The organism is Pedobacter sp. CFBP9032 (assembly GCF_034045265.1).
In the GTDB taxonomy this organism is placed as follows: domain Bacteria; phylum Bacteroidota; class Bacteroidia; order Sphingobacteriales; family Sphingobacteriaceae; genus Pedobacter.
Map to the genome: position 1 here is coordinate 440,135 of NZ_JAXCWE010000004.1, position 26,696 is coordinate 466,830.

The following is a 26,696-nucleotide window of genomic DNA, read 5'->3' on the forward strand; positions in this document are numbered from 1 at the left end:
GCATCCTGCTTTATCCTCATTCTAATGCCACCCTGCTCTCCGGCATAGGAAATGATGGAAGGAGAAAACGTTAAAGCTTCAACCACAATCTTTCAACCCACCACAACCCAAGGCAGCGCGTCCTCTCCCGATCCTTCATCGGGTGCTTGTGCTGCCGAAATAAAGCTTTAACGAATTTATCCGACATCAGGTCCAAGCCTTGACTTTTGCTTCTTTTTGTTAAGAAAAAGAAGAGAGCCCTTCGGCGGCTAGCCGAGGCAAGCCAGCGCAGCGGGAAAAGTTTATGGTAGGTGATAACACCAACTGATATATAAATGCTACAACAAAAATGTCTTTTACGCTTCAAGTTAAAAAATATCTATCGTGTCCTGGCCGGACAGGCCTTTTTTCTTTTGACAGCAAAAGAAACAAAACTGCCGGCTCGCAATTTTTCTGTTAAAGTTAGTGGGTAGGCTTGGTCAGTGCCATCCTAAAAAATTGACCATGCCGGTCTAAGAGCAGAACGAAGAAACGGTGGTTTGGCCTTACTAGGTGGGCATAGCGATAGTATCTCTTCCTCCTTTTTCAAAAAGAAGGCCCACTCGCTATTGCCACTATGCTCTCCGGCCTAGGAAATGATGGAAGGAGAAAACGTTAAAGCTTCAACCACAATCTTTCAACCTACTACAACCCAAGGCAGCGCGTTCTCTCCCGATTCTTCATCGGGTGCTTGTGCTGCCGAAAAAAAGCTTTAACGAGTTTATCCGACATCAGGTCCAAGCCTTGATTTTTGTTTCTTTTCATCAAGGAAAAGAAAATAGCCCATCGGCGGCTAGCCGAGGCAAGCCAGCGCAGCGGGAAACTTTACGGCAGGTGATGACACCAACTGATATATAATGCTACAAAAAAAATGTCTTTTACGCTTCGGGTTAAATGGATTCTATTTTGTCCTAGCCGGACGGGCTTCTTTTCTTTTGACAGCAAAAGAAACAAAACTGCCGGCTCGCAATTATTCATATAGTCCTTATATTTTTAGTTGTATTCATGAGGGCTACGCCGTTTTTCTGTTAAAGTTAGTGAGTAGGCTTGGACATTGCTATCCCAAAAAATTGACCATGCCGGTCTAAGAGCAGAACGAAGAAACAATGGTTTGGCCTTGCCAGGAGGTCATAGCGATTGTATTTCTCCTTCCTTCAAAAAGTGATCCACTCGCGCTAACTCAGGATCACTTTTGCCTCCAAAAAAAAATCCCCGCCTTTTTTGAAAGCGGGGATTGAATATGTATAACTAGTCTTGAAACTTCCACCTTACAAAAGCCTCCATAGCTTCGTATTCTGCAAGTCCAAGGTCATCATAAGCTTTGGCTGTTTCACGATTCCGGTCTTCGGCCCGTTGCCAGAATTCTCTTGAATCATCTCCAGGGAACACCGCTCTGTCTTTCTGACTCTGGTGTTTGAAGATCGCATATTTCTTGCGTTCCAATTCTTGTGGAGAAATCGGAACTGCCATTTCAATCTCGTGTGTTTCAAACTCCTGCCATGCACCGCGATACATCCATAACCAGCAATCTTTTGCCCAATCTTCTGTTTTACGAAGTTCGGTTAAGGCTGCTAAAATGATGTTAAAGCAAACGATATGCGTTCCATGTGGATCTTCAAAATCGCCAGCGGCGAAAACCTGTTGTGGCTTAACTTTCTGCAATAATTCGATGGTTAAATCGATATCGGCATCTGTTACCGGATTCTTTTGATTTTTTCCGCTTTCATAAAAAGGAAGTGCCTGAAAGTGAATATGATCATCTTCCAAACCGCAATAACGTGCGCCAGCAATAGCTTCGCCCTTTCTAATTAAACCTTTTACCGTTTGAATCTCAGGGGTATCAACCTGGTTGGGTTGTTTATCCTGAATAAAGGTTCTCATGTTTTGATAAAGTTCTTTCAAATGAGTGTTGTCCATACCCATTTTCTCTGTAAAATCTACATTAAACTCTACAAAACGAAGTGCATCATCATCCCAAACAGCCGTATTGCCCGAAGTTTGGTAGGCTACGTGTACATCGTGTTTTTGATCTACAAGGCGAATAAATGTTCCGCCCATCGAAATCACATCATCATCAGGATGTGGTGAGAATATGATTACCCTTTTTTTCGCTGGTTCGGCACGTTCCGGACGCTGAGAATCATCTGCATTCGGTTTTCCACCCGGCCACCCGGTAATCGTGTGTTGAAGTTTATTGAAAATATGAATATTGATATTGTAAACTGGTCCTTTTTCGGTGGCCAGTTGTGCCATTCCATTGTTGTTGTAGTCGTCTTCCGTTAACTTCAACACTGGTTTTTTCAAGGTGTTAGCCAGCCAGATTACCGCTTTGCGGATTAATGAATCCGTCCATACACAATCTTTAACTAACCATGGAGTGTCGAAACGGGTTAATTCTGAGGCAGCTGGAGCATCCAGAATAAATTCTACATGATCAGATAACTGCAGGTAAGTAGCCGGCACATCTCCGGAGATTTCTCCTTCAACAGCCTTTTTTATTATAGAAGCTTTTTTACGGCTCCATGCCATTAAAATAATTTCTCTGGCTTTAAAAATAGTGCCAATTCCCATGGTAATGGCTTTGGTTGGCACGAAAGTCTTTCCACCGAAATCTCTGGCAGCATCTCTCCGTGTTAAATCATCCAAAGTAACCAATCGGGTTCCTGAGTTTGGTGCCGATCCTGGTTCGTTAAAACCAATGTGGCCGGTACGTCCAATACCCAGAATCTGAATATCTAATCCACCCAGATCGCCAATTTTCTTTTCATAATCCAGGCAGAACGCCGGAATGTCTTCAAGTGCCAGGGTTCCATCAGGAATATGAACATTATGCTTATCGATATCAATGTGATCGAAAAGATTTTCGTTCATAAACGTGACATAACTCTGGGCCGCGGTTGGCGCCATTGGATAGTATTCATCCAGGTTAAAAGTAATCACATTTTTAAAACTTAAACCCTCTTCTTTGTGCAGTCTCACCAGTTCGGCGTAAACTGCAATTGGGGTAACACCTGTTGCTAAGCCCAGTACTGCAGGTGTGTTACTTGCTTGTTTAGATTTAATGAGGTTGGCGATTCGGTGCGCCACATTAATCGAAGCAATTTTTGGATTTTCGAACACGCTTACGGGTAGTTTCTCGAAACGTGTCTCCTCCAGTAAATTTAATCTAGCCATTTTTCTTGTATGGTTTTTAATGTACGGAGCAGTAAAGATAGCAGTTATGCTCAATTTCTAATAAAGGTTATTTACTTTTATTGTCGGTATTTGAAATAAAATACCCAATCGCAGAAATAATCGGTAAATCATTTTAGTAAAATAGTTTTCACAGCATGAATCAGCAAATCCAAAACCTCTACTCAAAAGCAAATAAAGCAGAACGCCTCCTTATTGGTTTAATGAGTGGAACGTCTATGGATGGCCTGGACATTGCGCTTTGCAAAGTAAAAGGGAATGGAGCAGAGACGGATATCCGGGTATTGGAATTTAAAACCGCAGATTTTACAGCCGATTTTCGGGAGAAAATAAAAGCCGTATTCTCTAGAAAGGATGTCGATTTGCAATTGGTTTGCCTGATGAATGAACTGATTGCCGATACGCATGCAGCCCTAATTAATACTGCGCTTAAAGAATGGGGCTATAAAAATGAAGAAATTGATTTTATTGCCAGCCACGGACAAACGATTTTCCATGCGCCAAAATCATTGCATAAAATGGAAGATTATCCGAATGGAACGTTACAGATTGGTGATGGAGATCATATCGCGGTAAAGACAGGCATTATAACACTGTCTGATTTCAGGCAGAAGCATTTAGCAGCGGGCGGTGAGGGAGCGCCATTGGCCGTTTATGGCGATTACCTGATTTTTTCTAAAAAAGCGGAAGATCGGGTAATGTTAAACATCGGCGGGATAGCCAACTTTACTTATTTACCTGGCAATTTAAATGCTGATGAAATATTTTCTACAGATGTAGGTCCGGGGAATACACTGATGGATCAGTTTATGCAACAAAACTTTAAGCAGTTTTATGATAAAGATGGGGCAGTTGGTTTATCTGGGAATCTAAATCAGCATCTGTTAAACGCTTTGTTGAAGAATGAATTCTTCGATGCCGGTTTTCCGAAAACAACAGGACCAGAACTATTTAATCTGAATTACTTATTTGCAGCACAAAAACTTTCTGCTACAGAAAACATAGCTTTGGAAGATGTGATGGCAACTTTGTGCCATTTTTCTGCGCAAACAATTGCAGATGCCATTAAAAAATGTTTTGGTCAGGAGGCGCAGGCTCATGTTTTTATGAGCGGTGGCGGAATGCACAACCCTTTACTGGTACAATTATTAAAAGAAGAACTGCCGCAATCTCTATTTGCAACCACGGCAGATTTAGGGATTAATCCCGATGCGAAAGAAGCAGTACTCTTTGCCGTTTTGGCGAACGAAAGTATTTGTGGGGCGCCAATTGACTTCGGTGGAAGAAAAGGTATTCCTTCCGTTTGTATGGGGAAAATCAGTTTGCCTGAGTAGAAATATTTAGCTAAATATTTTACACATACCTAATTGCCTGGAATAAAAATTGGCTTTGTAGGTGATTTTATTAATTTTGTTTAACCCTAAACCAAATTTTATGGAAAAAACTTACCTAAAATGGTTGTCGAAATTATTTATGATTTCGATGATCCCATTTCTCCTGCTCCTGTTTACAGAAAGTACGCAGGCTCAAAATAAACGCCACACCATTAGTGGAAAAGTAACAGATGCAGCCAACAATACACCTATTCCTGGCGTAGTTGTTAAAATCCAGAATACAAATCTCGCCACCAGTACAAATGGAAATGGCGCCTATACTTTTTCGGTAGATTTAGCACCAGGAAGTTACCAGCTTTCTTTTTCGTTTGTAGGATATAAATCAGCCATACAACCGCTTGCTTTAAATGACAATACGACGGTGCAATTAAATGGAGTACTCAGCGGCGATGCAGTAGGCCTTGATGAGGTAATTGTAACCGGAACTTCTGCCGGAACAACCAGAAAAGAACTCGGTAGTTATGTGAGTACGGTAAAAGGTGATGACCTGAATAAGGCACCGAGTGGAAACGTATTATCTTCTTTGCAGGGAAAGACGGCAGGTGCACAAATTAGTCAAAATTCTGGTGATCCGGCCGGCGGCATGTCGGTTAGATTAAGGGGAATTAGTTCAGTCAACTCTTCTTCAGAGCCTCTTTATATCATTGATGGGGTAATTGTGAACAATTCTACCACCAGGGTAACCAATACTTCTGCCAATTTTGATGGTGGTAACGTGGTTGGAAGCATCGGGCAAAACAGAATGGTGGATATAAATCCAGCAGATATCGATCGGATCGAAGTTTTAAATGGTGCAGCTGCTGCGGCTATTTATGGCTCTCGTGCCAATTCTGGTGTTATTCAGATTTTTACTAAAAGAGGGGCGAGTGGCAAAGCGCAGGTAACTTTCAACACCAGTTTAACAGTGAGCGAGTTGCGGAAACAAATTGAAGTAAACCAGTCGCCGATTAAATTTGGAGGTTCCGTAAATTCATTTACTCAGGATGTAATTCAAACCGTTGTCACTCCTCCGGCTACTACAGCGGCCTTATTAACCAATACCACACCAGTTACCCGATACAATTATCAGGATTATATTTTTCAAACGGGCTATGGATCTGATAACACAGTTTCCATCAGTGGCGGTACGGATAATACAAAGTTTTACACTTCAGCCAGCTATTTCACCAATCAGGGGATCATCAAGAACACTGACTTTACCCGATATAATCTCCGTGCGAATATCGACCAGAAAATTACCGATTGGGCATCATTGAGTGTAGGGATGAACTACATCAGAAGTGCGGCTAATGAAAAACCAGATGGGAATTCATTCTTTTCTCCAATGAATTCGGTCACCATTATTGGTAATTTTCATGATATTTTTGCCCGGGATGCCAATGGAAATTTATTGCCTGTAGGTGAGCGTGGAAGAGTTAATCCGGTTTCCGTAATTGAAGATATTAAACAACGCCAGGAAACAAACAGAATCATTTCCAGCGCTAATTTGAAACTTTACCCGGTAAAAAACCTGACATTAAACTTCTTACTCGGTGTTGATAATTCTGGTGCAAATGGTTCCACTTATATTCCGCCGTATGCCTATAACGTAAATCCAGATTTTTTTGGTGGTGGCGCATCACTAGATGGCACATTGAATGGCTATGCCAGTACAGCCAGCAACAATGCATTCCAGTTTAATAATGAAATCAACGCCACTTACCAATCGCAAATTTCAGATAAAATTGCTTCAACCACACAGTTGGGTTACTCTTTTCAATACGAACAAACGCGTTACCAATTGGTTAACGGCCGTGGTTTAGCACCGCTGATTGAAACCGTAAATGCTGCGGCAACGCAATTACCAAGTGTTGATGGCAGAACGCAACTATCGGTAAGCGGAGGCTACCTGCAGCAAACGTTTAAATACAAAGATCATTTGTTTTTAACAGGGGCAGTTCGGGTAGATCAGTCTACGGTTTTTGGAGCTGATAACAGAACGCAAACTTATTTCAAAGGGAATGGAAGTTATGTGTTATCATCTGCAGATTACTGGAAAAACCTGGGCGTTTCTTCCTGGTGGGATACCTTTAAAATCAGGGCCGCTTATGGCGAATCAGGTAATTTAACGGGTATCGGGGCCTACGATCGAATAAATGCTTACAGTACACAATCCTTTTTGGGTAGGGCATCGTTGTTTTCGAGTGCAACCCTGGCCAATGAAAATGTGAAACCAGAACGTCAGCGGGAATTGGAGTTAGGTACCGATTTATCATTTTTTAAAAACAGGTTAGGCTTGCAGTTTAACTGGTATAATAAAAAAGTGAGCGATTTACTAATTGCCAGTGTAACCGCGCCAACAACCGGGTTTTCGAGTTTCTTAGATAACATTGGCTCTTTAAGAAATAAAGGGATTGAGTTGGTGCTAAATGCGACACCTTTAAAAGCCAAAGATTTTAGCTGGAACACCACTGTGGTTTTCAACAGAAATAGAAACCAGGCGCTAAATGTAGGTGGATTGAGGTTATTTGCCACCAATCCGGGTGCGCCGGTAGCCATTATTGATGGCGAAGCAATCGGCGTTTTTTATGGAACCTTTTTCGCCCGCAATGCGGATGGAAGTTTGTTAACCAACGCCGCCGGAATTCCTCAGCTAGAGCGTGGAATTCAAACTTCGGCAACTGAATTTACGCCACAGCGTGGGGCCAATGGCTTGCCTACAGGAACCACTTTACGTAAGGTGCTGGGTAATCCGAACCCAGATTATACCGCTTCTTTTGTAAATGATTTTACCTATAAAAAGTTTAATCTGCACGTACAGTTAGATGCAGTACAGGGTGGTGATGTGTGGAACGCAGACTGGAGAACACGTCAGGGTGTGGGTAATGGAAAAGTGGCCGAAGCAGAACAAACCGGACAATTACCAAGAGGTTATGTTGCTGGCGTTTATGCCACAGAAGAATGGCGGATTGATGATGGATCTTTCGTGAAATTGAGAGAAATTTCTTTAAGTTACAATGTTGGTAAGGTGAAATACCTGAGGGATTTAACCATCACGCTAAGTGGAAGGAACCTGGTATCATGGGATAATTACAAAGGATATGATCCTGAAGTTAATTCAGGTGGTCAGTCTACCATTTTACGGAACATCGACTTTGGTTCGGTGCCAATTCCAAGAACCTTTAGTTTAGGTTTACAAGTTAAATTTTAATCGATAAAGGAAAAATTTATGAAAATTTTAAGATATAACACCTCAAAATATATAACCTGCATTGCGCTTTCCTGGGCAGTCTGTTTATCTTCCTGTACAAAAGAATATCAGGATCCTTCCAGGGCAAAAACAGATGTTGCTTTAACTACTCAGCAAGGTTTAACAGCAGTTGCAATTGGTTTGCAAAGGGTTTATACTTTAAGTAGAACGAGCGTGATGTTTAATGCTGTTGCCGCAAATGGCTTTGTAACGAATGAATTTTCTTTACTGAATTCAGGAAATATTCCTGAGTTGCAGTTAAATACAGGTGGAGCCGCGGTAGACGGAACCAATACCATTTTATTTAACCTTTGGACGAGTGCCAACAAGATTATTTACGATGCGGATTTAGTGATTTCCAATGCGAATAACCTTGGTGATAAGGGTTATGCATCTGGCCTGATTGCCTATTCGAGCATTTTTAAAGCACTTGCTATTGGAAATTTATCTCAATATTGGGAAAGGATTCCGGATGGCACAGGTAAAAATGTTGCCTTCATTAGCCGGAGTGCTGGTTTTGCAAAAGCCATTTCGGTATTGGATAATGCACTGACAACAATTGCAGCCAATCCGATTTCAACAGGTTTCAACTCAAATGTTCCAGCCATTAATATCGTAAATACCATCCATGCGCTAAAAGCAAGGTATGCGTTGTTTTCAGGGAATTATGCGCTGGCCTTCACAGAAGCAAATTCGGTAGATTTAACCCGGGCATCCGCTTTTAATTTTGATGCCACTTCACCTAATGTTTTGTTTACTGTCATCTCCTCAAACAATGTTTTTCAGCCGTTAAATTCAAATTTAGGTTTAACCGGGAAGAATGTTCCTGATGCTGCAGACAGGAGAATCCCGTTCTATACGGTGTTGGTTGGAAACCCTGCAACACTTAGAATGGCTGGTTTTGCCACGGCAACGTCAACACCTTTCCCTATTTATTTACCAGGAGAAATGACTTTAATTAAAGCAGAAGCTTATGCCCGTCAATCAGATTTTCAGAATGCTTTAATGGAACTAAATAAAGTGGTTACCAAAACGACTGATGTTTTTGGAGTCACCGCTGCTTTGCCTGCGTTAACAGGCCCATATACGCAACAACAATTGCTGGATTTGATTTATAAAAATCGTTCAATTGAATTATATGCTTCAGGTTTAAAAATTGAAGATATGCGAAGATTCAATCAGCCAGTTGCAGACCGGAAACGGAACTTTTTTCCTTATCCATTCCAAGAAAGAGATAATAATACCAATACACCTGCAGATCCGGCTTTTTAACATTATCCGTCATTGGATGAATACCTAGCAACTTAGCTATATTCATCCGATGACTTATAGCTAGCCTATTCCTGTGTCTTCCAAGTTTCCGTATCCGTCATCGGATGAATACCTAGCACCTTAGTTATATTCATCCGATGACTTATAGCTAGCCTATTTCTTTGTCTTCCATGTTTCCGTATCCGTCATCGGATGAATACTTAGCACCTTGGCTATATTCATCCGATGACTTATAGCTAGCATTTTTCTATTTTTTCCAAGTTTCCGTGGCAAATTAATACCCGATTTAACTTCGCTCTATTTTCTATTTAAAACCCTCTTCCTATAAAATATTAACCTTTTTAGATTGATAACCTGCTAACGATGTGTGGTCTTCGTCCAATTCAGTAATCAGGTAGCTGATACTTTCGATATGGCAAACCCTTAATCTGAGTGCAATATCCAGTTTTTCTGAAATACACAAAACAGCTGTTTTTTTGGCAGCTGCCAGCATTGCTTTTTTAAGTTGATTAATCTCCCAGTTGGTATCGGTTAAGCCTTCTTCAGGGTGAATAGCACTCGTTCCCATGAGGCATAAATCAGCTTTAAGTTCAGAAAGTTGGGTAATTACCTGTCCCCCATAAGTAACCTGAGAGTTTTTGGAAAACAAACCACCAATCAAAATCACTTCAATGTTATTGTATTTTGCCAGTTCTACCGCAACTAAAGGGCTAATGGTAAAAAAAGTGGCTTCAATATTTTGAGGAAGTTGCTTAACAAACTCTAAAATAGTTGTACCGCCACCCGTTAACACCACCATGCCATCTTTAATCAGATTCACTGCTTTTTTAGCAATGATGATTTTGCTATCCCGGGCATAAACCGTGCTGTCATCGAAAGAACTGTGGTAAGATTTAGACAATGCACCGCCATGAACCTTAAAAAGCAATCCATCATCAACCAGTTCCTGTAGGTCTCTTCTAATGGTATCTTCAGAGACATTCAGCAATTGAACCAGATCTGAAGTCAGCACGCGGTTGTGCAAATTAATCTGGCGCATAATAAAATCGTGGCGTTCTTTTTTGAGCATACTGGGTTTAGTTTTTCAATGGTAAATATAGGATTTATTTGTTTTGCGTGTTTTTGCGTTTTATTGCAATTATATATCGGTAATGTTATGATAAAATCTTTGTTATTTGTTTTTTAAGTGAAAAACATTTATGATATTAGCTAAATATTGGTAAATAATGCGTGATTGTGCGTGTTTTGAAGATATAGGCAAACAACAATTAATCAACTAAACTCATTTCATTTCATCTTAAACTGGGCAGTTTATGAAAAAAAGACTACTACTAACTATTATTGGTACCTTTTTGTTGCTGGCGCATGCCATCGCGCAACAAATCACCGTTACGGGTAAGGTATCATCCACCGATGGGCCAATTCCCGGGGTTTCCATCCGGGTAAAGGGAACCACCACCGTTGCACAAACCAATGGCGACGGAAATTATTCAGTAAAGGCACTAAAAACTGATGTGTTGCAATTTACTTATGTGGGTTTTAGAACTCAGGAAAAGACTGTGGCTAACAATTTAACTATCAATGTGGTACTCGCTTCCGATGCTAGTAATCTCGACGATATAATTGTGACTGCGCAAGGGATTGAAAGATCTACCCGATCTTTAGGTTATTCTACACAAACGATTAAGGGCGGCGAGGTTGCGCAAACCCAGCGTGATAACTTTCTAAATGCACTACAAGGTAGAGTTGCAGGCGCAACCATTACGCCGACAAATGGTACACCAGGTGCTTCAGCAACCATGATTATCCGTGGTGGGGTTTCGCTGGATGGAGATAATCAACCGTTATTCGTAATTGATGGTTTACCCATTTCAAACCGTACGTTTAGCGAATACAATTTGGTTGGACAAGGAACTTTTAATCGCCAGAATGATTATGGTAACCGTGCTATGGATATTAATCCAGAGGAGATTGAAACGATTACCATCTTAAAAGGCCCCGAAGCTGCGGCACTTTATGGTACTCAGGGTGCATCCGGAGCGGTAGTAATTACCACTAAAAAAGCTAAATCAGGAACTTCTAGAGTGACTTATAATAACTCTTTTCGCGTAGAAACTGCCTATAGATTTCCTGATGTTCAATCTGTTTATGGTGGTGGTGCAGGCGGTTTTTTTGATGATGAGGTGCGGACAAGAACCTACTTCGGGGCTAAAATTCCTGACAACAGAACTGTTTATGATAATGTTGGCAATTTTTATAAGACTGGTTTTACCCAAAAGCATAATGCCTCAATAGAAGGGGGGAGCGAAAAACTTTCGGTAAGAACGTCATTAGGTTATACCAACCAAACGGGCGTTGTTCCGGGTACAGACTTCAATACTTTAAATGGAAAGCTAAGTGTTACTTCTACCATTAGTGATAAGTTGAAAATGAATGGTTCAATCAATTTCATTAATTCTAAAACCAACAAAACTTATAAAGGTGCAAGTAGCCCCATGTTAAGTTCATTAACCTGGCCATTAGTTGATGATATGCGGAATTATTTAACCGCTACCGGAGATCGCAGAACCATTACCGGAAGTCAAAGTCTCGAGCTTGATAATCCATACTGGGCGGTTGAAAAAAATCCGAACTGGGAAAAAAGTAACAGGATGCTTGCCAACTTTGGAATGGATTATGTGCCAACAAAGTGGTTAAGTATTACAGCCAGAGGTGGTGCCGATATTAATGCCGGGCAGGGCTTATCTGCCTATCATCCTCAATCTTACGAAGCCAATAAAGTCGGCACAACCTATTTGGGTGGTGGTATAAATACCTATAATACCAATGAACGTTTATATAATGCAACCTTAATCGCTACCATTAAGAAAGACTTCGGTAAGTTTAAACCGGTATTCCGTATCGGCGGAGATTTAACTGATGCTTCTTATCAGACCAATGCACAGTTCGGAACAAGATTTTATCAGCAGAATTTCTACAGTATGAATAATACTGATCCAACAACACAACGCGTAGCCTATGCTGATGAGTTAAAGAGAAAAGTAGGTGCTTTGGCGGTTGCGGAGTTAGGATATGATGATTTATTATATTTAACCTTAACTGGAAGACAGGATTTTTCTTCTACTTTACCGATTAAAAACTACAGTTTCTTTTATCCGGCAAGTTCATTAAGTTTTGTGTTTTCAGATCTTGCCCCCCTTAAAAAACTAACCTGGTTATCATTCGGTAAATTAAGAGCTTCTTACGGTCAATCTGGGAAAGATGCTAGAAACGCTTACGTCACCAGAACTAAATTAGTTGCGCAAACAACTACAGGCGGTGGTTTCGCTACCGATGTAACGGCTGGAAACCCTGATCTGGAAGCTGAGTTTAGTACCATGGCTGAGGGCGGAGTGGAAGTTGGGTTGTTTAATAACCGTTTATCATTCGATTTTTCTTACTACAATACTGTTTCCAATAAACAAATTACAGCACCTAGATTAAGTTATGCAACAGGTGCCATTCTAGGCTACATCAATAGTGGAAAAATTCGCAAGCGTGGGTTTGAATTATTGGTGAAAGGTAATCCGATTAAAACAACAAATTTTAGCTGGGATGTTTCAGCAAACTTTGCAAGAGATCGTGGGAATATTTTAGAGTTGCCAGCTGGTCAGGACGTGTTTTATGTATCAGATAGCTGGTTATATGATAATGTAAGGGCACAGTACACTGTTGGTCAGTCGCTTTCTGCATTTGCAGGTATTGACTATTTAAGGAATAATGCCGGGGAGGTTTTGATTAATCCTCAAAATGGGATGCCCATTAAAGGAACGAACTTTACACCAATTGGTGATAGAGCACCAGATATTTCTATAGGCTTAACTAATAGCTTTACGTATAAAAACTTTAACTTATCTTTTTTACTTGATATGAGAAAAGGTGGGGATATTTACAATGCCACAGAGTTCTATTTGTATTCAAGAGGGATGTCTAAACTTACCTTAGATCGTGAAGTTCCACGTGTAATTACAGGTGTATTGAAAGATGGTTTGGAAAATAGTGCTAATCCAACTAAAAATAATATCATCGTGACGCCATACATCACTACATCTTATTATTCTACTTTTTATAATACCAGGGATTTCTTACAAGAAGACGTGAACTGGATCAGGTTAAAGGATATCACCCTATCTTATAATTTACCTAAAAGTGTATTTGCGAAGAGTAATGTATTTAAAAGCGCCAGTGTGTTTTTTACTGGAACTGATCTATTGTTAATTACGAACTATAAAGGCGTAGACCCACAGGTTAATGGTTTAAGCGCTGCCGCTGGCGGATTAGGAGGAACAGGGATTGACTTCGGCTCGTTTGGGCAACCACGCGGCTATAACTTTGGTTTAAGAGTTGGTTTTTAATTGTTAGAAAAATGAAAAAGATATATATAGTAATCGCGGTATTAGCAGTGTTTGTTTCTGCAGGCTGCAAAAAGTATCTGGACGTAAATATCGATCCGGCTACACCACAAACACCTGAAAGCAAAACCTTAACTCCGCCTTTATTCGCGCAAATGGAAAGAGGCATTCAATTTGACTCGAGATACCTGGGTGGGGTAATTCAATATTTCGGAGGAGCTGTTAATGTTGGCGAAAACCACGGCTGGATTCCAGGTAGCGATGCGATGGGAGAAATCTGGCGAACCAATTATTATGGGCTAGGTGCAAATCTAAATCTCATTATAGAAGATGCTCAGGCAAAACAAGAATACAATTTTATCGGTTTAGCGCAGGCATTAAAGGCCTGGAGCTGGCAAACTACAACCGACTTTCATGGCGAAATTATTTTAAAACAGGCCTATGAACCGAATCGTTTTGTATTTGATTATGACAAACAGGAAGATGTATATGCAGAAGTTGTTAGATTGGCTAATGAATCAATTGCAAACTTCTCCCGTACCGACGGAACTGGAAGTACGGCAAAAATGAGCCCTTCAGATTTGATTTATGCCGGAGATAATTCCAAATGGATCAAATTTAATTATGGTGTATTAGCTAGAAATGCCAGCAACCTGATTAACAAAGCAAACTATAATCCTACTAAAGTTATTGAGTATGTAGATAAAGCTTTATCAAGCAATGCTGACAATTTTATTGTACCAAATATAGGATCTACATCAGCCAATGGTAATTTTTTTGGTCCGCTACGGGCAAATTTAGCATCCTATCGGCAAACCAGAATGATTGTTGGCTTACTTGATGGAACCTATTTTACAGGTGTACCGGGAAGTATCTTAGATCCTCGGATCTCGACAATGATTACACCTTCTGCCGATGGTGTGTATAGGGGTACAAGTCCTGGAATAGGCGATCCCGGAACGGCGGCCTTAAGAAATCAAATTCCTAACCCATGGGGTGTACTGGCATCAGCAAATCCAGGGGCCGGAACAGGTAAATATCTTTTTAAAGATAACGTCGGATTCCCGATTATGACCTATGCAGAAATGCAGTTTATTAAAGCTGAAGCAGCATTTCGAAATGGAAACCCATCATTAGCCCATAGCGCTTACTTGAATGGAATTAATGCCAGTATTGATTTCGTAAGTGGCCTTGGCACAGCTATCACTACCAGTCAAAAAACGGCTTACCTGGCAAGTGCTGCGGTAAAACAAACACCAGCAGCGTTAACTCTGCGAGACATTATGTTGCAAAAATATTTGGCATTATACGGATATGGTTTTGTAGAAACTTGGAGCGATTTGCGTAAGTACAATTATAATACAGGTGATGCAAAAGGCAATAACCCTTATGTTGGAGTATTTATTTTTCCATCAGCATTTTATGCTGATAACGGAGGCAAGCCGGCGCAACGTTATCGTCCTAGATATAATTCAGAGTATTTATGGAATGTAGCAGCCTTGAAGGTAATTGGAGCCGATCAACCAGATTATCATACTTACAAAATGTGGTTTTCTCAACCTTAACTTAATATTATTATGAAAAAGATATGCTATTTATTAATTGCTGTAATCAGTGCATTTACGGCATGCAAAAAAGATGATTTAGTAGAAACAACACCCTATACAAAGATAGAAGTCGGCGATCCTGCTTACTCTTTTCTCAGGTTCATTAACGTCACACCCGGAAGTCCAAATATTAATTATTATTTAAATAATACGAGATTTACTGGTGCTTATAATGCGCTTAGCGGAGAAACTGGATTCGGCTATAATACTATCTTTCCCAACTTGTCGGGGCAGTATCTACCGATAACTCCTGGCGCCAATAAGATTGATGCAAAAATAGTTTCATCAGCAACGGTAGATAAAGACTTAAATGTCTTAACTGCAAATATCAATACCAACGCAGGTAAATACTATACCTTATTTACTACTGGTACCTATAATACAACTGATAAGAAGATTACTTCGTCCTATTTGTTAGAAGAAGTGAGGCCAGTTTTAGATACTACAAAAGTTTTTGTGAGGTTGGTAAACCTATATAGTGGCGGACCTGCAGCAATCGATATGATTCAGAGAAGTACCGGGCAAGTGCTTATTTCAGGCGTCGCTTATGGCTCGGCATCACCATTTATCGAAATTCCATTACCAGGACAAGCCAATATTTATCAGTTTAATAACGCGGGTACAGTAACGCCAGTTTCGCCGGGGCAATTAACCGCCACACTGACAAAGGGCCAGGCTTATACATTTATTCTAAGGGGCGTAGCGGGTTCTACTACTACGCCATTTAGCCTCAGTACTTACACTTCTTTTTATTAATTCTATCTCAATGGAAAGACAAGGTGCTCAACCTGATCTTTCCATTGAGCTTCTTTCTACAATATCTTAAACCCTAAACTCAACTGAAATAAGTTAGGTTTCTGGCTATATTTCTCACTCTTACTAATATTTGATAAACCCGCTTCGTAACGTAAATCGACAGAAATTGCACCAACATCCACACCAGCACCTGCCTGAAGGCCCAGTGCCTGGTTTTTATAGTTGTCGAAATCTGTAGCCTGTTGATAAGCAGAACTAAAACTCGAATTCTCATCCAGGATAAAGGAAATAACCGGTCCGGCCATTACCCTGAAATTTAAATTTTTAGCGCCGAATTTCGTTCCCAATAGCACCGGAACATCTAAGGTGGTGAACCTTACTTTACCTTCTGCAGCCACCTCATTATTGTTGTTATTGGTAAAGCTGATAAATTTATTGCCTTTGCTACCAATATAAGCTTCGGGCTGTACATAAAAACTCGCACCACCAATCCGTGCCCAGGCACCAACCTGGTAACCTAAACGGTTTTCTTCACTCGCAAAATCAGCATTGAGTTTGGCTAAGTTTACACCTGCTTTAACGCCCAGGTTAAAGGTTTGTGCTTGTGCTGTTGCCCAACCAAGGGTTAGGAGAACAATAGGGAGGATAAATTTTTTCATTTTCTTAGCATTTAATTTTGTGTGTTTATCTAATTGGATAGATAACGACGTTTTAACAGATTTATCGTGCAAAGCATTCGTGAAATCTCTGTTTTTTCCCATCAGCAGATAAAAAGATACCATTGTGAACAAATATTTTTTACTTTTGCATCAAATAAAATCTGCTATGGCTAACTTTCAACTTACCGCTGAAACCGCATTTAAAGTAAAAACAAAGTTCTTAAGGAAATACCGCGACTTAGCCAATGAGCCATTGGATTTTACCCCAGGTAAAGAAGATGAATTAATCTTGGATTTAATGCGTTTAGTAAAACGCGACCGCACCTATATCGAATTTACCATCCAAAAAGCACTAGCAGATACCAAAGGCAACAGACTTTAGTTTTCCAGGCGCTCAAAACACTCTTCTTTATTCGTAAAGCTTTATTTGGCTATACCTTAATAAGTATTTTTTAATATTTATCTCTTTTTGTACATTTACACCTGTACGATTAAGAAATGCTATCCGTATAAAATGTAATATGCTATATCAGAAATATAGTGTGCAGCATGATAAGCTTATCTTGCCGATGATCTTATTTCGTAAATACCATTAAATATAGCTGAACCGATGAAAAATTTGAAATATGCTCTTTTAGCCACAGGATTTAGCATCGCTATACTATCTTTTTCTTTCAAGGAAGATTTATTTCTGGTATCCAAAAACCTCGATATCTTCGCCTCCCTTTACAAGGAAATTAATATCAATTATGTTGATGATACCAATGCGCCTCAACTAATGAAAACGGGCATTGATGCCATGTTAGAAAGTTTAGATCCCTACACAGAATACGTTCCTGAATCTGAAATTGAAGATTATAAGCTTAAATATGTAAGTACACAATATGGCGGAATAGGTGCCAGTACCATTATTATTGATGGCAAACTTTTCATTAATGAAGTGAGCGAAGGTTATCCTGCCTTTAAGGAAGAAGTTAAAGCCGGAGACCAGGTTGTAAAAATAAATGGCATCGAGGTAAAGGGCAAAGAAAGAGCTCAGATCAGTCAGTTACTGCGCGGACCGAAAGGCACTCCGGTAGATCTGATGATGATGAGGGAAGGAAAAGAATTCACGAAGAAAATCATTCGAGAAGAAATAAAACAACCAAACGTATCTTATTCAGGCATGGTAGGAGATGGGATTGGCTACATCAAGCTGGATAAATTCTTGGAAAATTCCGGTCAGGAAGTAAAAGATGCGTTACTAAACATCAATAAGGAAAATCCAAAAGGAATTATTTTAGACCTTCGGAATAATGGTGGTGGAATTCTACAAGAAGCCGTTAAAATTGTAAATCTATTCGTTAACAAAGATCAGCTGATTGTAACCCAAAAAGGGAAAAATATCGAGAAAACAATTGCTTACAAAACACAGTTTCCACCGGTTTCTGTTAATGTACCTTTGGTGGTGCTGGTGAATATAAATTCGGCTTCAGCGTCAGAAATTGTAGCCGGTTCTTTGCAGGATCTGGATCGGGCGATAGTGGTAGGGCAGCGCAGTTATGGGAAAGGATTGGTGCAGCAAACGTTTAATTTGCCTTACAACAGCATGGTGAAAGTAACTGTTGCAAAATATTATACGCCATCTGGCAGGTGTATCCAAAAGCTTGATTATGCACACCGCAACGCCGATGGGCTGGTAGAAAGATTTGCTGATTCTACCATGGCGATGTTTCAAACCAAAGCTGGTAGAAATGTTTACAGTGGCAACGGTGTTTATCCCGATGTAGTGGTAAATGCCGATAAATTAAGTCCGGTTACGATCTCGATGATTAATAAGAATCTGTTTTTCAACTATGCCAATCAGTATAGAAAAAGTAATCCCAAGCTCGAATCTGCGAAGGCTTTTCAAATTTCTGACGCCGATTATACTGCTTTTGTAAATGGCCTGGCAGATAAAGATCTTACTTACCAGAGCAAGACAGAAAGATTGCTTTCAGATTTGCGTATCGAAGCAGAGAAAGAAAATAAATCTGCGGAAGTAAAAGCCGATCTTGAAAATTTAAAATATAAGCTTACCATCTCCAAAAAAACAGATGTAACTACACATAAATCGGAAATTAAAAGAATATTGGAAACCCAAATTGTAAGCCGATATTTCCATGAAAAGGGCAGGATAGAGCAAAGTTTTCAATATGATAAGGAGCTGATTGCAGCAAAATCCTTATTTGGTAATCAGCCACAAATGTTAGCTATTCTGAAGGGTGATGGAAATTACAAAGTGATTGGAAAACCAATGAAGGAAACCGCATCTGTAGATTAAACCTAAGCCAAACCTATTGTCTCCAAATGAAAAAATTAATAATAACTGCATTTTGTTTGGTACTAAGCTGTTTTTCAAATGCCCAAAATTATACCCCTACAGCAGATAATCTAAAACAAAGAGTTTGGTTTAGTAATGCCCACCTGGGTTTGTTTATTCATTGGGGGCCTTTTAGTATACCTGGCAGTGGCGAATGGGTAATGAATGAAAGGAAACTTACCGTTCAAAATTATACCAATCTTCAAAATTTTTTTAATCCGGTCGATTTTAATGCTGAGCAATGGGTAACCATGGCAAAATCAGCGGGTATGAAATACATTACGCTGATTACGCGGCACCATGATGGTTTTAGTATGTGGGATACTAAATACTCGGATTTCAATATCATGAATACGCCGTATAAAAAAGATATAGTCAAAATGATGGCGGATGAGTGCCACAGGCAGGGAATAAAGTTATACCTGTATTATTCATTATTAGATTGGCGAAGGGAAGATTACCCACATGAAACCGGCCGCACGGGTCAGTATTCAGGTAGAAAGGGTAATGGCGACTATGCCAGCTATCTTGCTTTTATGAAAAACCAGTTAACCGAATTGTTAACCAATTACGGCGAAATTGGAGGCATTTGGTTTGATGGTCACTGGGATCAGACCGCACCTGAAGGAGCAAGCGACAGGACATCGCGAATTGATTGGAAATATGAAGAAATTTATGGCTTAATCCATCAGCTTCAGCCTCAATGTATGATTGGTAATAACCATCATTTAATGCCTTTCGCAGGTGAAGATTTTCAGATGTTTGAACGTGACCTCCCTGGTGAAAACAAGTCGGGATTTAGTTTTCAGCAGGCTTCGGATAAACTACCTTTAGAAACCTGCGAAACCATTTCAAACTCGTGGGGGTATAATTTAAATGATACGCTTTATAAATCGAAAAAAGACCTTGTACATATGCTGGTTAAGGCTGCGGGTTTAGGTTCAAACCTTTTGTTAAACATCGGTCCGATGCCCAATGGTAAAATTCAGCCCGAATTTAAGGATCGTTTGGCTGGTTTAGGCGATTGGCTTAAAATTTATGGTGAAAGCATTTATGGTACCCGGGGCGGATATTTAAAACCACAAGCCTGGGGCAGCGTTACGCAAAATGATCAAAAGATTTATATCCACATTTTGGATGGAAAAACAACCACACTTGGGTTACAAGATTTTCCCGCAAAGAAAATCTGGAAAGCCTATTTACTCGGTGATAAAAGTAAAGTGAATTATACCTTTAAAAAATCTCATCTGGAAATAAAAACAGCTTTAAATGCTGCTGAGCCAGATCAGGTAATTGTTTTAGAGATTAAAAAATAGTTGCAAATTACTTTTTAAGGGTTTGCTGTTAATTCTTTGTTACTTATACTTGAAATTTACGTAAAACGTTTTACTTTTAGGCTTTTAAAATTTATTGTAGGAAATTATAAGCACATGCAATTCAGGAAAATCTCATCCATTCTATTATTAACATCCGCTCTGTTTACCAATGACGTTTTTTCTCAGAAAAAAAACAGTCTAACCCAATTCGTAGACCCTATTATAGGTTCTGCAAAACATGGGCATGTCTTTGTTGGTGCCAATGTACCTTTTGGTGCTGTACAATTAGGGCCAAACAACATTTTTGAAGGTTGGGACTGGTGCAGTGGATACAATTATGTGAGCAATACGATTACTGGTTTTTCGCATACCCACTTAAGCGGTACCGGAATTGGGGATTTAGGCGACATTTCCATTATGCCTGCCACTGGAGAAACTATGCTACAGAAAGGTAAAAAAGGCGATGAAGATAATGGATATCTTTCCAAATTCTCGCATAAAAATGAAGTGGCAAAAGCCGGTTATTACAGTGTGTTGCTTGATAAATATAAAATCAAAGCAGAATTAACCAGTACTGAACGTGTTGGTTTTCATCAATATACATTTCCTAAAAATGCCGTTAAACCTCATTTAATTATCGATTTGGTTGAAGGTATAGGTTGGGATGAAGTAACAAATACTTCATTTAAACAGGTTGATGCTACAACCATTGTTGGAAACAGGAATTCAAAAGGCTGGGCGAATGATCAGCGTTTATATTTTGTAATTAAATTATCTCAGCCGGTTAAAAACTTTGCTATCTATGAAGATGATCAGTTAAAAAAAGGAATGCAGTTGGAGGCTAAAAAATTGAAAGCCGTAGTTGATTTTGCATCAATCAATTCTAATAAATTACAAATTAAAGTAGCCATTTCTCCTGTAAGCATTGATAATGCCCTGTTAAACTTGCAGACAGAATTACCTGGATGGGATTTCGCATCGACCGTTAAAGCAGCAGATGCCAAATGGGAAAAAGAACTAGCTAAAGTAGCCATAGATGCATCTGCAACAACTAAAAAGATTTTCTATACGGCTCTTTTTCATACCATGACTGCGCCATCTTTATTTAATGATGTAAATAAGGATTATTTAGGAACAGATAAAAAGGTACACAAAAATGCCAGTTTTAATAACCTGACTACCTTCTCCCTTTGGGATACTTACCGTGCCGCGAACCCTTTATACACTATTCTTCACCAGGATAAAGTGAGCGATGTGGTGAACACCATGTTGGCCATTTATAAAGAACAGGGAAAATTACCAGTTTGGCATTTAATGGGTAATGAAACCAATACCATGGTGGGTTATCATGCAGTACCTGTTGTAGTAGATGCCTATTTAAAAGGATATCGTGGTTTTGATGCAGATCTTGCATTTGAAGCTGTTAAACAGTCTGCCATGCAGAAAACAGATGGCATTGATTACATTCAAAAGCTAAAGTATATTCCAGCAGACAAAGTGAATGAATCCGTTGCAAAAGCATTGGAGTATGCGATTGATGATTATTGCATAGCCATGTTTGCAAAAGCTTTAGGTAAAACGGAAGATTATAATTACTTCAGTAAAAGAGCAGGTCTTTACAGGGAATACTTTGACAGTGATGTTCAATTTATGAGAGGTAAGTTAGCGGATGGAAAATGGAGATCGCCATTTAGTCCGGTAGCCGCTAAACATCGCGAAGACGATTATACAGAAGGAAACGCCTGGCAATATACCTGGTTGGTGCCTCAGGATGTAGAAGGATTAATTAATTTATTTGGTGGCGATAAACCATTTGTAAACAAATTGGATTCGTTATTTATTGTTCCTGCAGCCTTAGGTGAAAACAGTTCGCCTGATATTTCAGGTTTAATCGGTAACTATGCTCAGGGTAACGAACCAGGGCATCATATCCCATACCTATATGCCTATGCTGGTCAACCTTGGAAAACAGCAGATCTAATCCGTAAAATCGACAAAGATTTCTATTCGGCACAACCTGATGGTTTATGTGGAAACGAAGATGTTGGACAAATGAGTGCCTGGTATATCTTTTCTTCTTTAGGCTTTTACCCTGTCAATCCGGCAAATGGTGCTTACGTTTTCGGTACGCCATTAGTTAAAAATGCAACGATTAATTTGCCAAATAATAAGACCTTTACGATTAACGTAGTTGGTAACAGTGCAGAGAATAAATACATTCAGCGTATTTTATTAAATGGGCAGGCTTACACTAAATCTTTCATTCTGCATAAAACCATTGTAGATGGTGGAAACATTAGAATTTACATGGGCAATACGCCATCAAAGGGATGGGGCATAGCTGCGAGTGACCGACCAGTTTCAGGAAAGTAAACTAAGTCATCGTCATCGGATGAGTATTTATCCGATGACATCAAAAAATATTTAACATTATAAATGATATGAGAAGAATACTTCTATCCTTTTTGATCTTTGCAAACCTAACTTCATTTGCACAACAGCGTTACGAACTAAATTCTGGCTGGGTATGCAATAATATAAAAGAAGTGAAAGCAGATGGCGTACAACTATCTAACAGTGGCTTCTCACTAAATAACTGGATGCCGGCTACTGTTCCAGGAACTGTTTTAACCACGTTGTTAAACAATAAAAAAGTTCCTGATCCATTTTATGGCATGAACAATGAAAAAATTCCTGATGTATACCATACCGGGAATGATCATTACACTTATTGGTTCGTTAAAGATTTTACAGAAAAAGCCATTGGCAATGAGCAGGTATGGTTACAATTTCGCGGGATTAACTACAAAGCAGAGTTTTACCTGAACGGGAAGAAGTTAAATCCGAAAACGCATGAGGGAATGCATATCCGTGCGGAATATAACATCACAAAATTCTTGTCGCCAACAGGCAAAAACAGGTTAGCCGTAATTGTTTATCCACCAGATTTTCCTGGTAATCCAAATGGAGGCCAGGGTGGAGATGGAACCATTGCGAAAGGATTAACTACCCAGTATACCGCAGGGTGGGATTGGATTCAACCAACCCGCGACAGAAATACGGGAATCTGGGATAAGGTAACCATCGAGAAAACTAAAGCCATCAATGTGAAAAATCCACATGTGGTAACATTAGTTCCAGGTAAAAGGATGCCAACTGGTGCGCAAAAACCTGCAACTATAAAAGTATCTGTAGAGGTAGAAAATCCAGGCAATAAAGTGGTTACTGGCGTATTACAATACCAGGTAGCAGGCAAAACAGTTAGTAAGTCTGTTTCATTACCTGCAGGGAAGAATACTCAAGTGAATTTTGCAGATCTGATTTTGGAGCAACCAAAACTTTGGTGGCCAAGTGGTTATGGTGAACAAAATTTGTATGATTTGAAAATTCAATTTCGCTCCGCTAATGAGGTGTATGATCAGGAAAATTTAAAGGTGGGGATTAGACAGATTGATAACATCTGGAACGAACATACGAAAAGTATGGGTGCCTATGTAAATGGTCAGAAGATTTTTATTAAAGGTGGAAACTGGATTATCTCTGATGCGATGTTGCGTTTTAGTGATGCCCGTTATGATGCCGAAATCAGGTACCATAAAGACATGAACCTGAATTTGATCCGAATTTGGGGCGGTGCCATTTTAGAGCGACCAGAGTTTTATAATGCCTGCGATAAATATGGTTTATTGGTTTTCCAGGATTTCTGGTTTAGCGGCGATTGCAATGGGCGCTGGGTTGATCCTCTAAAGAAAGAAGACCAGTGGACAAGAAGAAATTATCCTGATAACCATCCATTGGTTTTAGATGCGATCGAAGATCAGGTAAAATTAATTAGAAACCATGCATCACTTGCTTTCTGGTGTGGTGGAAATGAAATTACGCCACCGGAAGATATCTTAAACCCGATTAAAAAAGACATTTTACCTCGATTGGATGGTACACGTCTGTTTTTCGATTTCTCTAACAGTGATGAAATGTCTTTCAACGATCTTGGTGGTAATGGCGATGGTCCTTACGGAATTCAAGACCCCAATAGCTTTTGGAGCACTAAAACGTTTCCTTATAATTCTGAAGTGGGATCCGTTGGTGTAGGTGATTATGAATCATTGGAAAGGTTTATTCCGGCAAAAAATATGATTGCACCACAATTCAAAGAAAAGCCGGATTCTGTTTGGGATTACCATAAGTACATCGCCTATGAGCAATACATCGATCCGTATGGTAAAGCAAAAAATGCGAAAGACTTTGCTATGAAAGCCCAACTGGTTAACTATAATCAGTACCGCGCTTTGATGGAAGGTTTTTCTAACAAAATGTGGGATTGGTATACAGGTTCTATTATCTGGAAAACGCAGAATCCATGGACAGCACTTCGCGGTCAGATGTATGATTACTATCTCGATCCTAATGCTTGTTTATATGGTTTAAGAAAGGGAAGCGAGCCACTGCATGTAATGATGAATCCTATCGACAGCATGGTAACCGTGGTAAATAATGGCTTTGCTGGTCGAAACAACTTAATGGTGCAGGCAAAAGCATATGATATGGATGGAAAAGATTATTTCTATTCGCAGGTGTTCAATAGCATCGGCGGTTCTTCTGTTAGAAGGTTTTTCCCGATGAATGATTTTTTAAAGAAACTAGACAAGAAGGAGGGGGTATTCGTTTCGCTTAGAATTTTAGATGAAAAGCAACAGATCCTGAGTGAAAATATCTACTGGATGGCAGATAAAAATGGAGAATACAGTGGACTACAAAAATTGAAGACTACCCCTTTAGAAATCACCGCTGCGAAAAAGTCGAACAACAAAGTTGAGGTCACCTTAACCAACAAAAATGGAAACCCGGTTGCCTTTTTTAATCGCATTGCTTTAGTAGATAAACAAAGTGGGAAGCGCATTCTTCCTGCTTTCTATGATGATAATTATGTGAGCATCCTTCCTGGGGAAAGTAAAAAGATCACAGTAGAGTATACGGGCGCACAAGATAATTTAGCGGTTGAGGTATACGGCTGGAATGTTGATCGAATAAAAGTTCAGGTTCAATAAAAGATAAGCCTGCAGATTTGAAATCGGCAGTTAGAAGATTCGAGATGGTTAGTTGGGATTTATAATCCCGACTAGCCTAATTAAATTTATAAATCCCACAAACCCTTTCCCTATTATAATTACTAGCGGCTTTTTAGCATGATTTGATTGAATAGCAGATTAGAAATCTGCAGTTATGTAGATCGGGATAAAAAATCCCGACCAACTTAGGTATACGAGATAGTTAGTTGGGATTTATAATCCCGACTGATCTAATTACGGATTTTCAATCCGTGTTATATAAATCTATAAGCCCCACACGATCTTTTCCTGTGATAATTACTAATGGCTTTTTTAGCACTATTGGATTGAATAGCAGATTAGACGTCTGCAGTTATGTAGATCAGGGTAAAAATCCCGACCAACTTAGGTATATGAGATAGTTAATTGGGATTTATAATCCCGACTGATCTAATTACGGATTTTCCATCCGTGTTATATAACTTTATAAACCCCACACGAGCTTTCCCTATTATAATTACCAATGGCTTTTTTTAGTACTATTGGATTGAATAGCAGATTAGAAATCTGCAGTTATGTAGATCGGGATAGAAAATCCCGACCAACTTAGGGTTAGAGATAGTTAGTTGGGATATATAATCCCGACTGATCTAATTACGGATTTTCCATCCGTGTTAGATAACTTTATAAACTTCACACGAGCTTTCCCTATTATAATTACTAGCGGCTTTTTAGTACTATTGGATTGATAGCAGATTAGAAATCTGCAGTTATGTAGATCGGGATAGAAAACCCGACCAACTTAGTTAGAGATAGTTAATTGGGATTTATAATCCCGACTGATCTATTACGGATTTTCCATCCGTGTTATGTAAATCTATAAGTTCCACACGATCTTTCCCTGTTATAATTACTAGCAGCTTTTAGCACTATTTGATTAGATAGCAGATTAGAAATCTGCAGTTATGTAGATCGGGATAGAAACTCCCGACCAACTTAGTTAGAGATAGTTAATTGGGATTTATAATCCCGACTGATCTAATTACGGATTTTCTATCCGTGTGATATAACTTTATCAACCCCACACGAGGTTGCCCTATTATAATTACTAGCGGATTTTAGCACTATTTGATTAGATAGCAGATTAGAAATCTGCAGTTATGTAGATCGGGATAAAAAATCCCGACCAACGTAGGGTTAGAGATAGTTAGTTGGGATTTATAATCCCGACTGATCTAATTACGGATTTTCAATCCGTGTGATATAAATTTATAAACCCACACGATCTTTCCCTGTTATAATTACTAACGGCTTTTTTAGTACTATTGGATTGAATTGCGGATTTTCAATCCTTGTGATATAACTTTATAAACCTCACACGAGCTTTCCCTATTATAATTACTAGCGGCTTTTTAGCACTATTGCATTGAATAGCAGACTAGAAATCTGCAGTTATATAGATCGGGATAGAAA

14 protein-coding genes are annotated in these 26,696 nt (G+C 39.4%); 11 read left to right on the top strand and 3 right to left on the bottom strand.

Annotated features, from left to right (window positions below):
- Positions 1–1,266: 1,266 nt before the first annotated feature.
- Positions 1,267–3,213, bottom strand: coding sequence for a glucosamine-6-phosphate deaminase (gene nagB / locus SOM16_RS10525; protein WP_320463977.1), 1,947 nt, complete (start codon positions 3,211–3,213; stop codon positions 1,267–1,269).
- Between the two features lie 134 nt (positions 3,214–3,347).
- Between nagB and SOM16_RS10530 the strand changes: the two genes are divergently transcribed.
- The 3 genes from SOM16_RS10530 (at position 3,348) to SOM16_RS10540 (ending at position 9,105) form a co-directional block, all read left to right on the top strand.
- Positions 3,348–4,544, top strand: a complete 1,197-nt coding sequence (locus SOM16_RS10530; protein ID WP_320463963.1) for an anhydro-N-acetylmuramic acid kinase — start codon at positions 3,348–3,350, stop codon at positions 4,542–4,544.
- Positions 4,545–4,644: 100 nt separating this feature from the next.
- Positions 4,645–7,794 carry a SusC/RagA family TonB-linked outer membrane protein gene (locus tag SOM16_RS10535; protein WP_320463964.1) on the top strand — a complete coding sequence of 1,050 codons (3,150 nt, stop codon included), beginning with the start codon at positions 4,645–4,647 and terminating at the stop codon, positions 7,792–7,794.
- 18 nt (positions 7,795–7,812) lie between these two features.
- Positions 7,813–9,105 (top strand): RagB/SusD family nutrient uptake outer membrane protein, encoded by a 1,293-nt coding sequence (locus SOM16_RS10540; RefSeq protein WP_320463965.1) that lies wholly within the window; start codon positions 7,813–7,815, stop codon positions 9,103–9,105.
- A 322-nt stretch (positions 9,106–9,427) separates the two neighbouring features.
- Here the strand turns inward: SOM16_RS10540 and SOM16_RS10545 are convergent, their stop codons facing one another.
- Entirely contained in the window at positions 9,428–10,174 is a 747-nt protein-coding gene (locus SOM16_RS10545) for a DeoR/GlpR family DNA-binding transcription regulator (protein WP_320463966.1), read from the bottom strand.
- 244 nt (positions 10,175–10,418) lie between these two features.
- On the opposite strand from SOM16_RS10545, the gene SOM16_RS10550 reads away from it, so the two are divergent.
- The 3 genes from SOM16_RS10550 to SOM16_RS10560 are packed head-to-tail and all read left to right on the top strand — an operon-like array spanning position 10,419 to position 15,859.
- Positions 10,419–13,499, top strand: a complete 3,081-nt coding sequence (locus SOM16_RS10550; RefSeq protein WP_320463967.1) for a SusC/RagA family TonB-linked outer membrane protein — start codon at positions 10,419–10,421, stop codon at positions 13,497–13,499.
- Positions 13,500–13,510: 11 nt separating this feature from the next.
- Positions 13,511–15,061, top strand: coding sequence for a SusD/RagB family nutrient-binding outer membrane lipoprotein (locus SOM16_RS10555; RefSeq protein ID WP_320463968.1), 1,551 nt, complete (start codon positions 13,511–13,513; stop codon positions 15,059–15,061).
- Between the two features lie 12 nt (positions 15,062–15,073).
- Entirely contained in the window at positions 15,074–15,859 is a 786-nt protein-coding gene (locus tag SOM16_RS10560; RefSeq protein WP_320463969.1) for a DUF4397 domain-containing protein, read from the top strand.
- A 56-nt stretch (positions 15,860–15,915) separates the two neighbouring features.
- Here SOM16_RS10560 and SOM16_RS10565 read toward each other — a convergent pair whose 3' ends face one another.
- Entirely contained in the window at positions 15,916–16,518 is a 603-nt protein-coding gene (locus tag SOM16_RS10565) for a porin family protein (protein ID WP_320463970.1), read from the bottom strand.
- A 166-nt stretch (positions 16,519–16,684) separates the two neighbouring features.
- Between SOM16_RS10565 and SOM16_RS10570 the strand changes: the two genes are divergently transcribed.
- The 5 genes from SOM16_RS10570 (at position 16,685) to SOM16_RS10590 (ending at position 25,223) form a co-directional block, all read left to right on the top strand.
- Positions 16,685–16,900, top strand: coding sequence for a hypothetical protein (locus SOM16_RS10570; protein WP_316802259.1), 216 nt, complete (start codon positions 16,685–16,687; stop codon positions 16,898–16,900).
- Positions 16,901–17,128: 228 nt separating this feature from the next.
- Positions 17,129–18,820 (top strand): S41 family peptidase, encoded by a 1,692-nt coding sequence (locus SOM16_RS10575; RefSeq protein ID WP_320463971.1) that lies wholly within the window; start codon positions 17,129–17,131, stop codon positions 18,818–18,820.
- Between the two features lie 26 nt (positions 18,821–18,846).
- Entirely contained in the window at positions 18,847–20,175 is a 1,329-nt protein-coding gene (locus tag SOM16_RS10580; RefSeq protein WP_320463972.1) for an alpha-L-fucosidase, read from the top strand.
- Between the two features lie 114 nt (positions 20,176–20,289).
- Positions 20,290–22,548 carry a GH92 family glycosyl hydrolase gene (locus SOM16_RS10585; RefSeq protein ID WP_320463973.1) on the top strand — a complete coding sequence of 753 codons (2,259 nt, stop codon included), beginning with the start codon at positions 20,290–20,292 and terminating at the stop codon, positions 22,546–22,548.
- A 68-nt stretch (positions 22,549–22,616) separates the two neighbouring features.
- Positions 22,617–25,223: a glycoside hydrolase family 2 protein gene (locus SOM16_RS10590; protein WP_320463974.1), complete on the top strand. Its 2,607-nt coding sequence runs from the start codon at positions 22,617–22,619 to the stop codon at positions 25,221–25,223.
- The last annotated feature ends 1,473 nt before the right edge of the window (positions 25,224–26,696 follow it).

Bases quoted from the DNA above. Each gene is read 5' to 3' on its own strand.
- SOM16_RS10560 (WP_320463969.1), top strand. From the start codon at position 15,074: ATGAAAAAGATATGCTATTTATTAATTGCTGTAATCAGTGCATTTACG.
- SOM16_RS10565 (WP_320463970.1), bottom strand. From the start codon at position 16,518: ATGAAAAAATTTATCCTCCCTATTGTTCTCCTAACCCTTGGTTGGGCA.
- SOM16_RS10575 (WP_320463971.1), top strand. From the start codon at position 17,129: ATGAAAAATTTGAAATATGCTCTTTTAGCCACAGGATTTAGCATCGCT.
- SOM16_RS10535 (WP_320463964.1), top strand. From the start codon at position 4,645: ATGGAAAAAACTTACCTAAAATGGTTGTCGAAATTATTTATGATTTCG.
- SOM16_RS10580 (WP_320463972.1), top strand. From the start codon at position 18,847: ATGAAAAAATTAATAATAACTGCATTTTGTTTGGTACTAAGCTGTTTT.
- SOM16_RS10570 (WP_316802259.1), top strand. From the start codon at position 16,685: ATGGCTAACTTTCAACTTACCGCTGAAACCGCATTTAAAGTAAAAACA.
- SOM16_RS10585 (WP_320463973.1), top strand. From the start codon at position 20,290: ATGCAATTCAGGAAAATCTCATCCATTCTATTATTAACATCCGCTCTG.
- SOM16_RS10590 (WP_320463974.1), top strand. From the start codon at position 22,617: ATGAGAAGAATACTTCTATCCTTTTTGATCTTTGCAAACCTAACTTCA.
- SOM16_RS10530 (WP_320463963.1), top strand. From the start codon at position 3,348: ATGAATCAGCAAATCCAAAACCTCTACTCAAAAGCAAATAAAGCAGAA.
- SOM16_RS10540 (WP_320463965.1), top strand. From the start codon at position 7,813: ATGAAAATTTTAAGATATAACACCTCAAAATATATAACCTGCATTGCG.
- SOM16_RS10555 (WP_320463968.1), top strand. From the start codon at position 13,511: ATGAAAAAGATATATATAGTAATCGCGGTATTAGCAGTGTTTGTTTCT.
- SOM16_RS10550 (WP_320463967.1), top strand. From the start codon at position 10,419: ATGAAAAAAAGACTACTACTAACTATTATTGGTACCTTTTTGTTGCTG.
- SOM16_RS10545 (WP_320463966.1), bottom strand. From the start codon at position 10,174: ATGCTCAAAAAAGAACGCCACGATTTTATTATGCGCCAGATTAATTTG.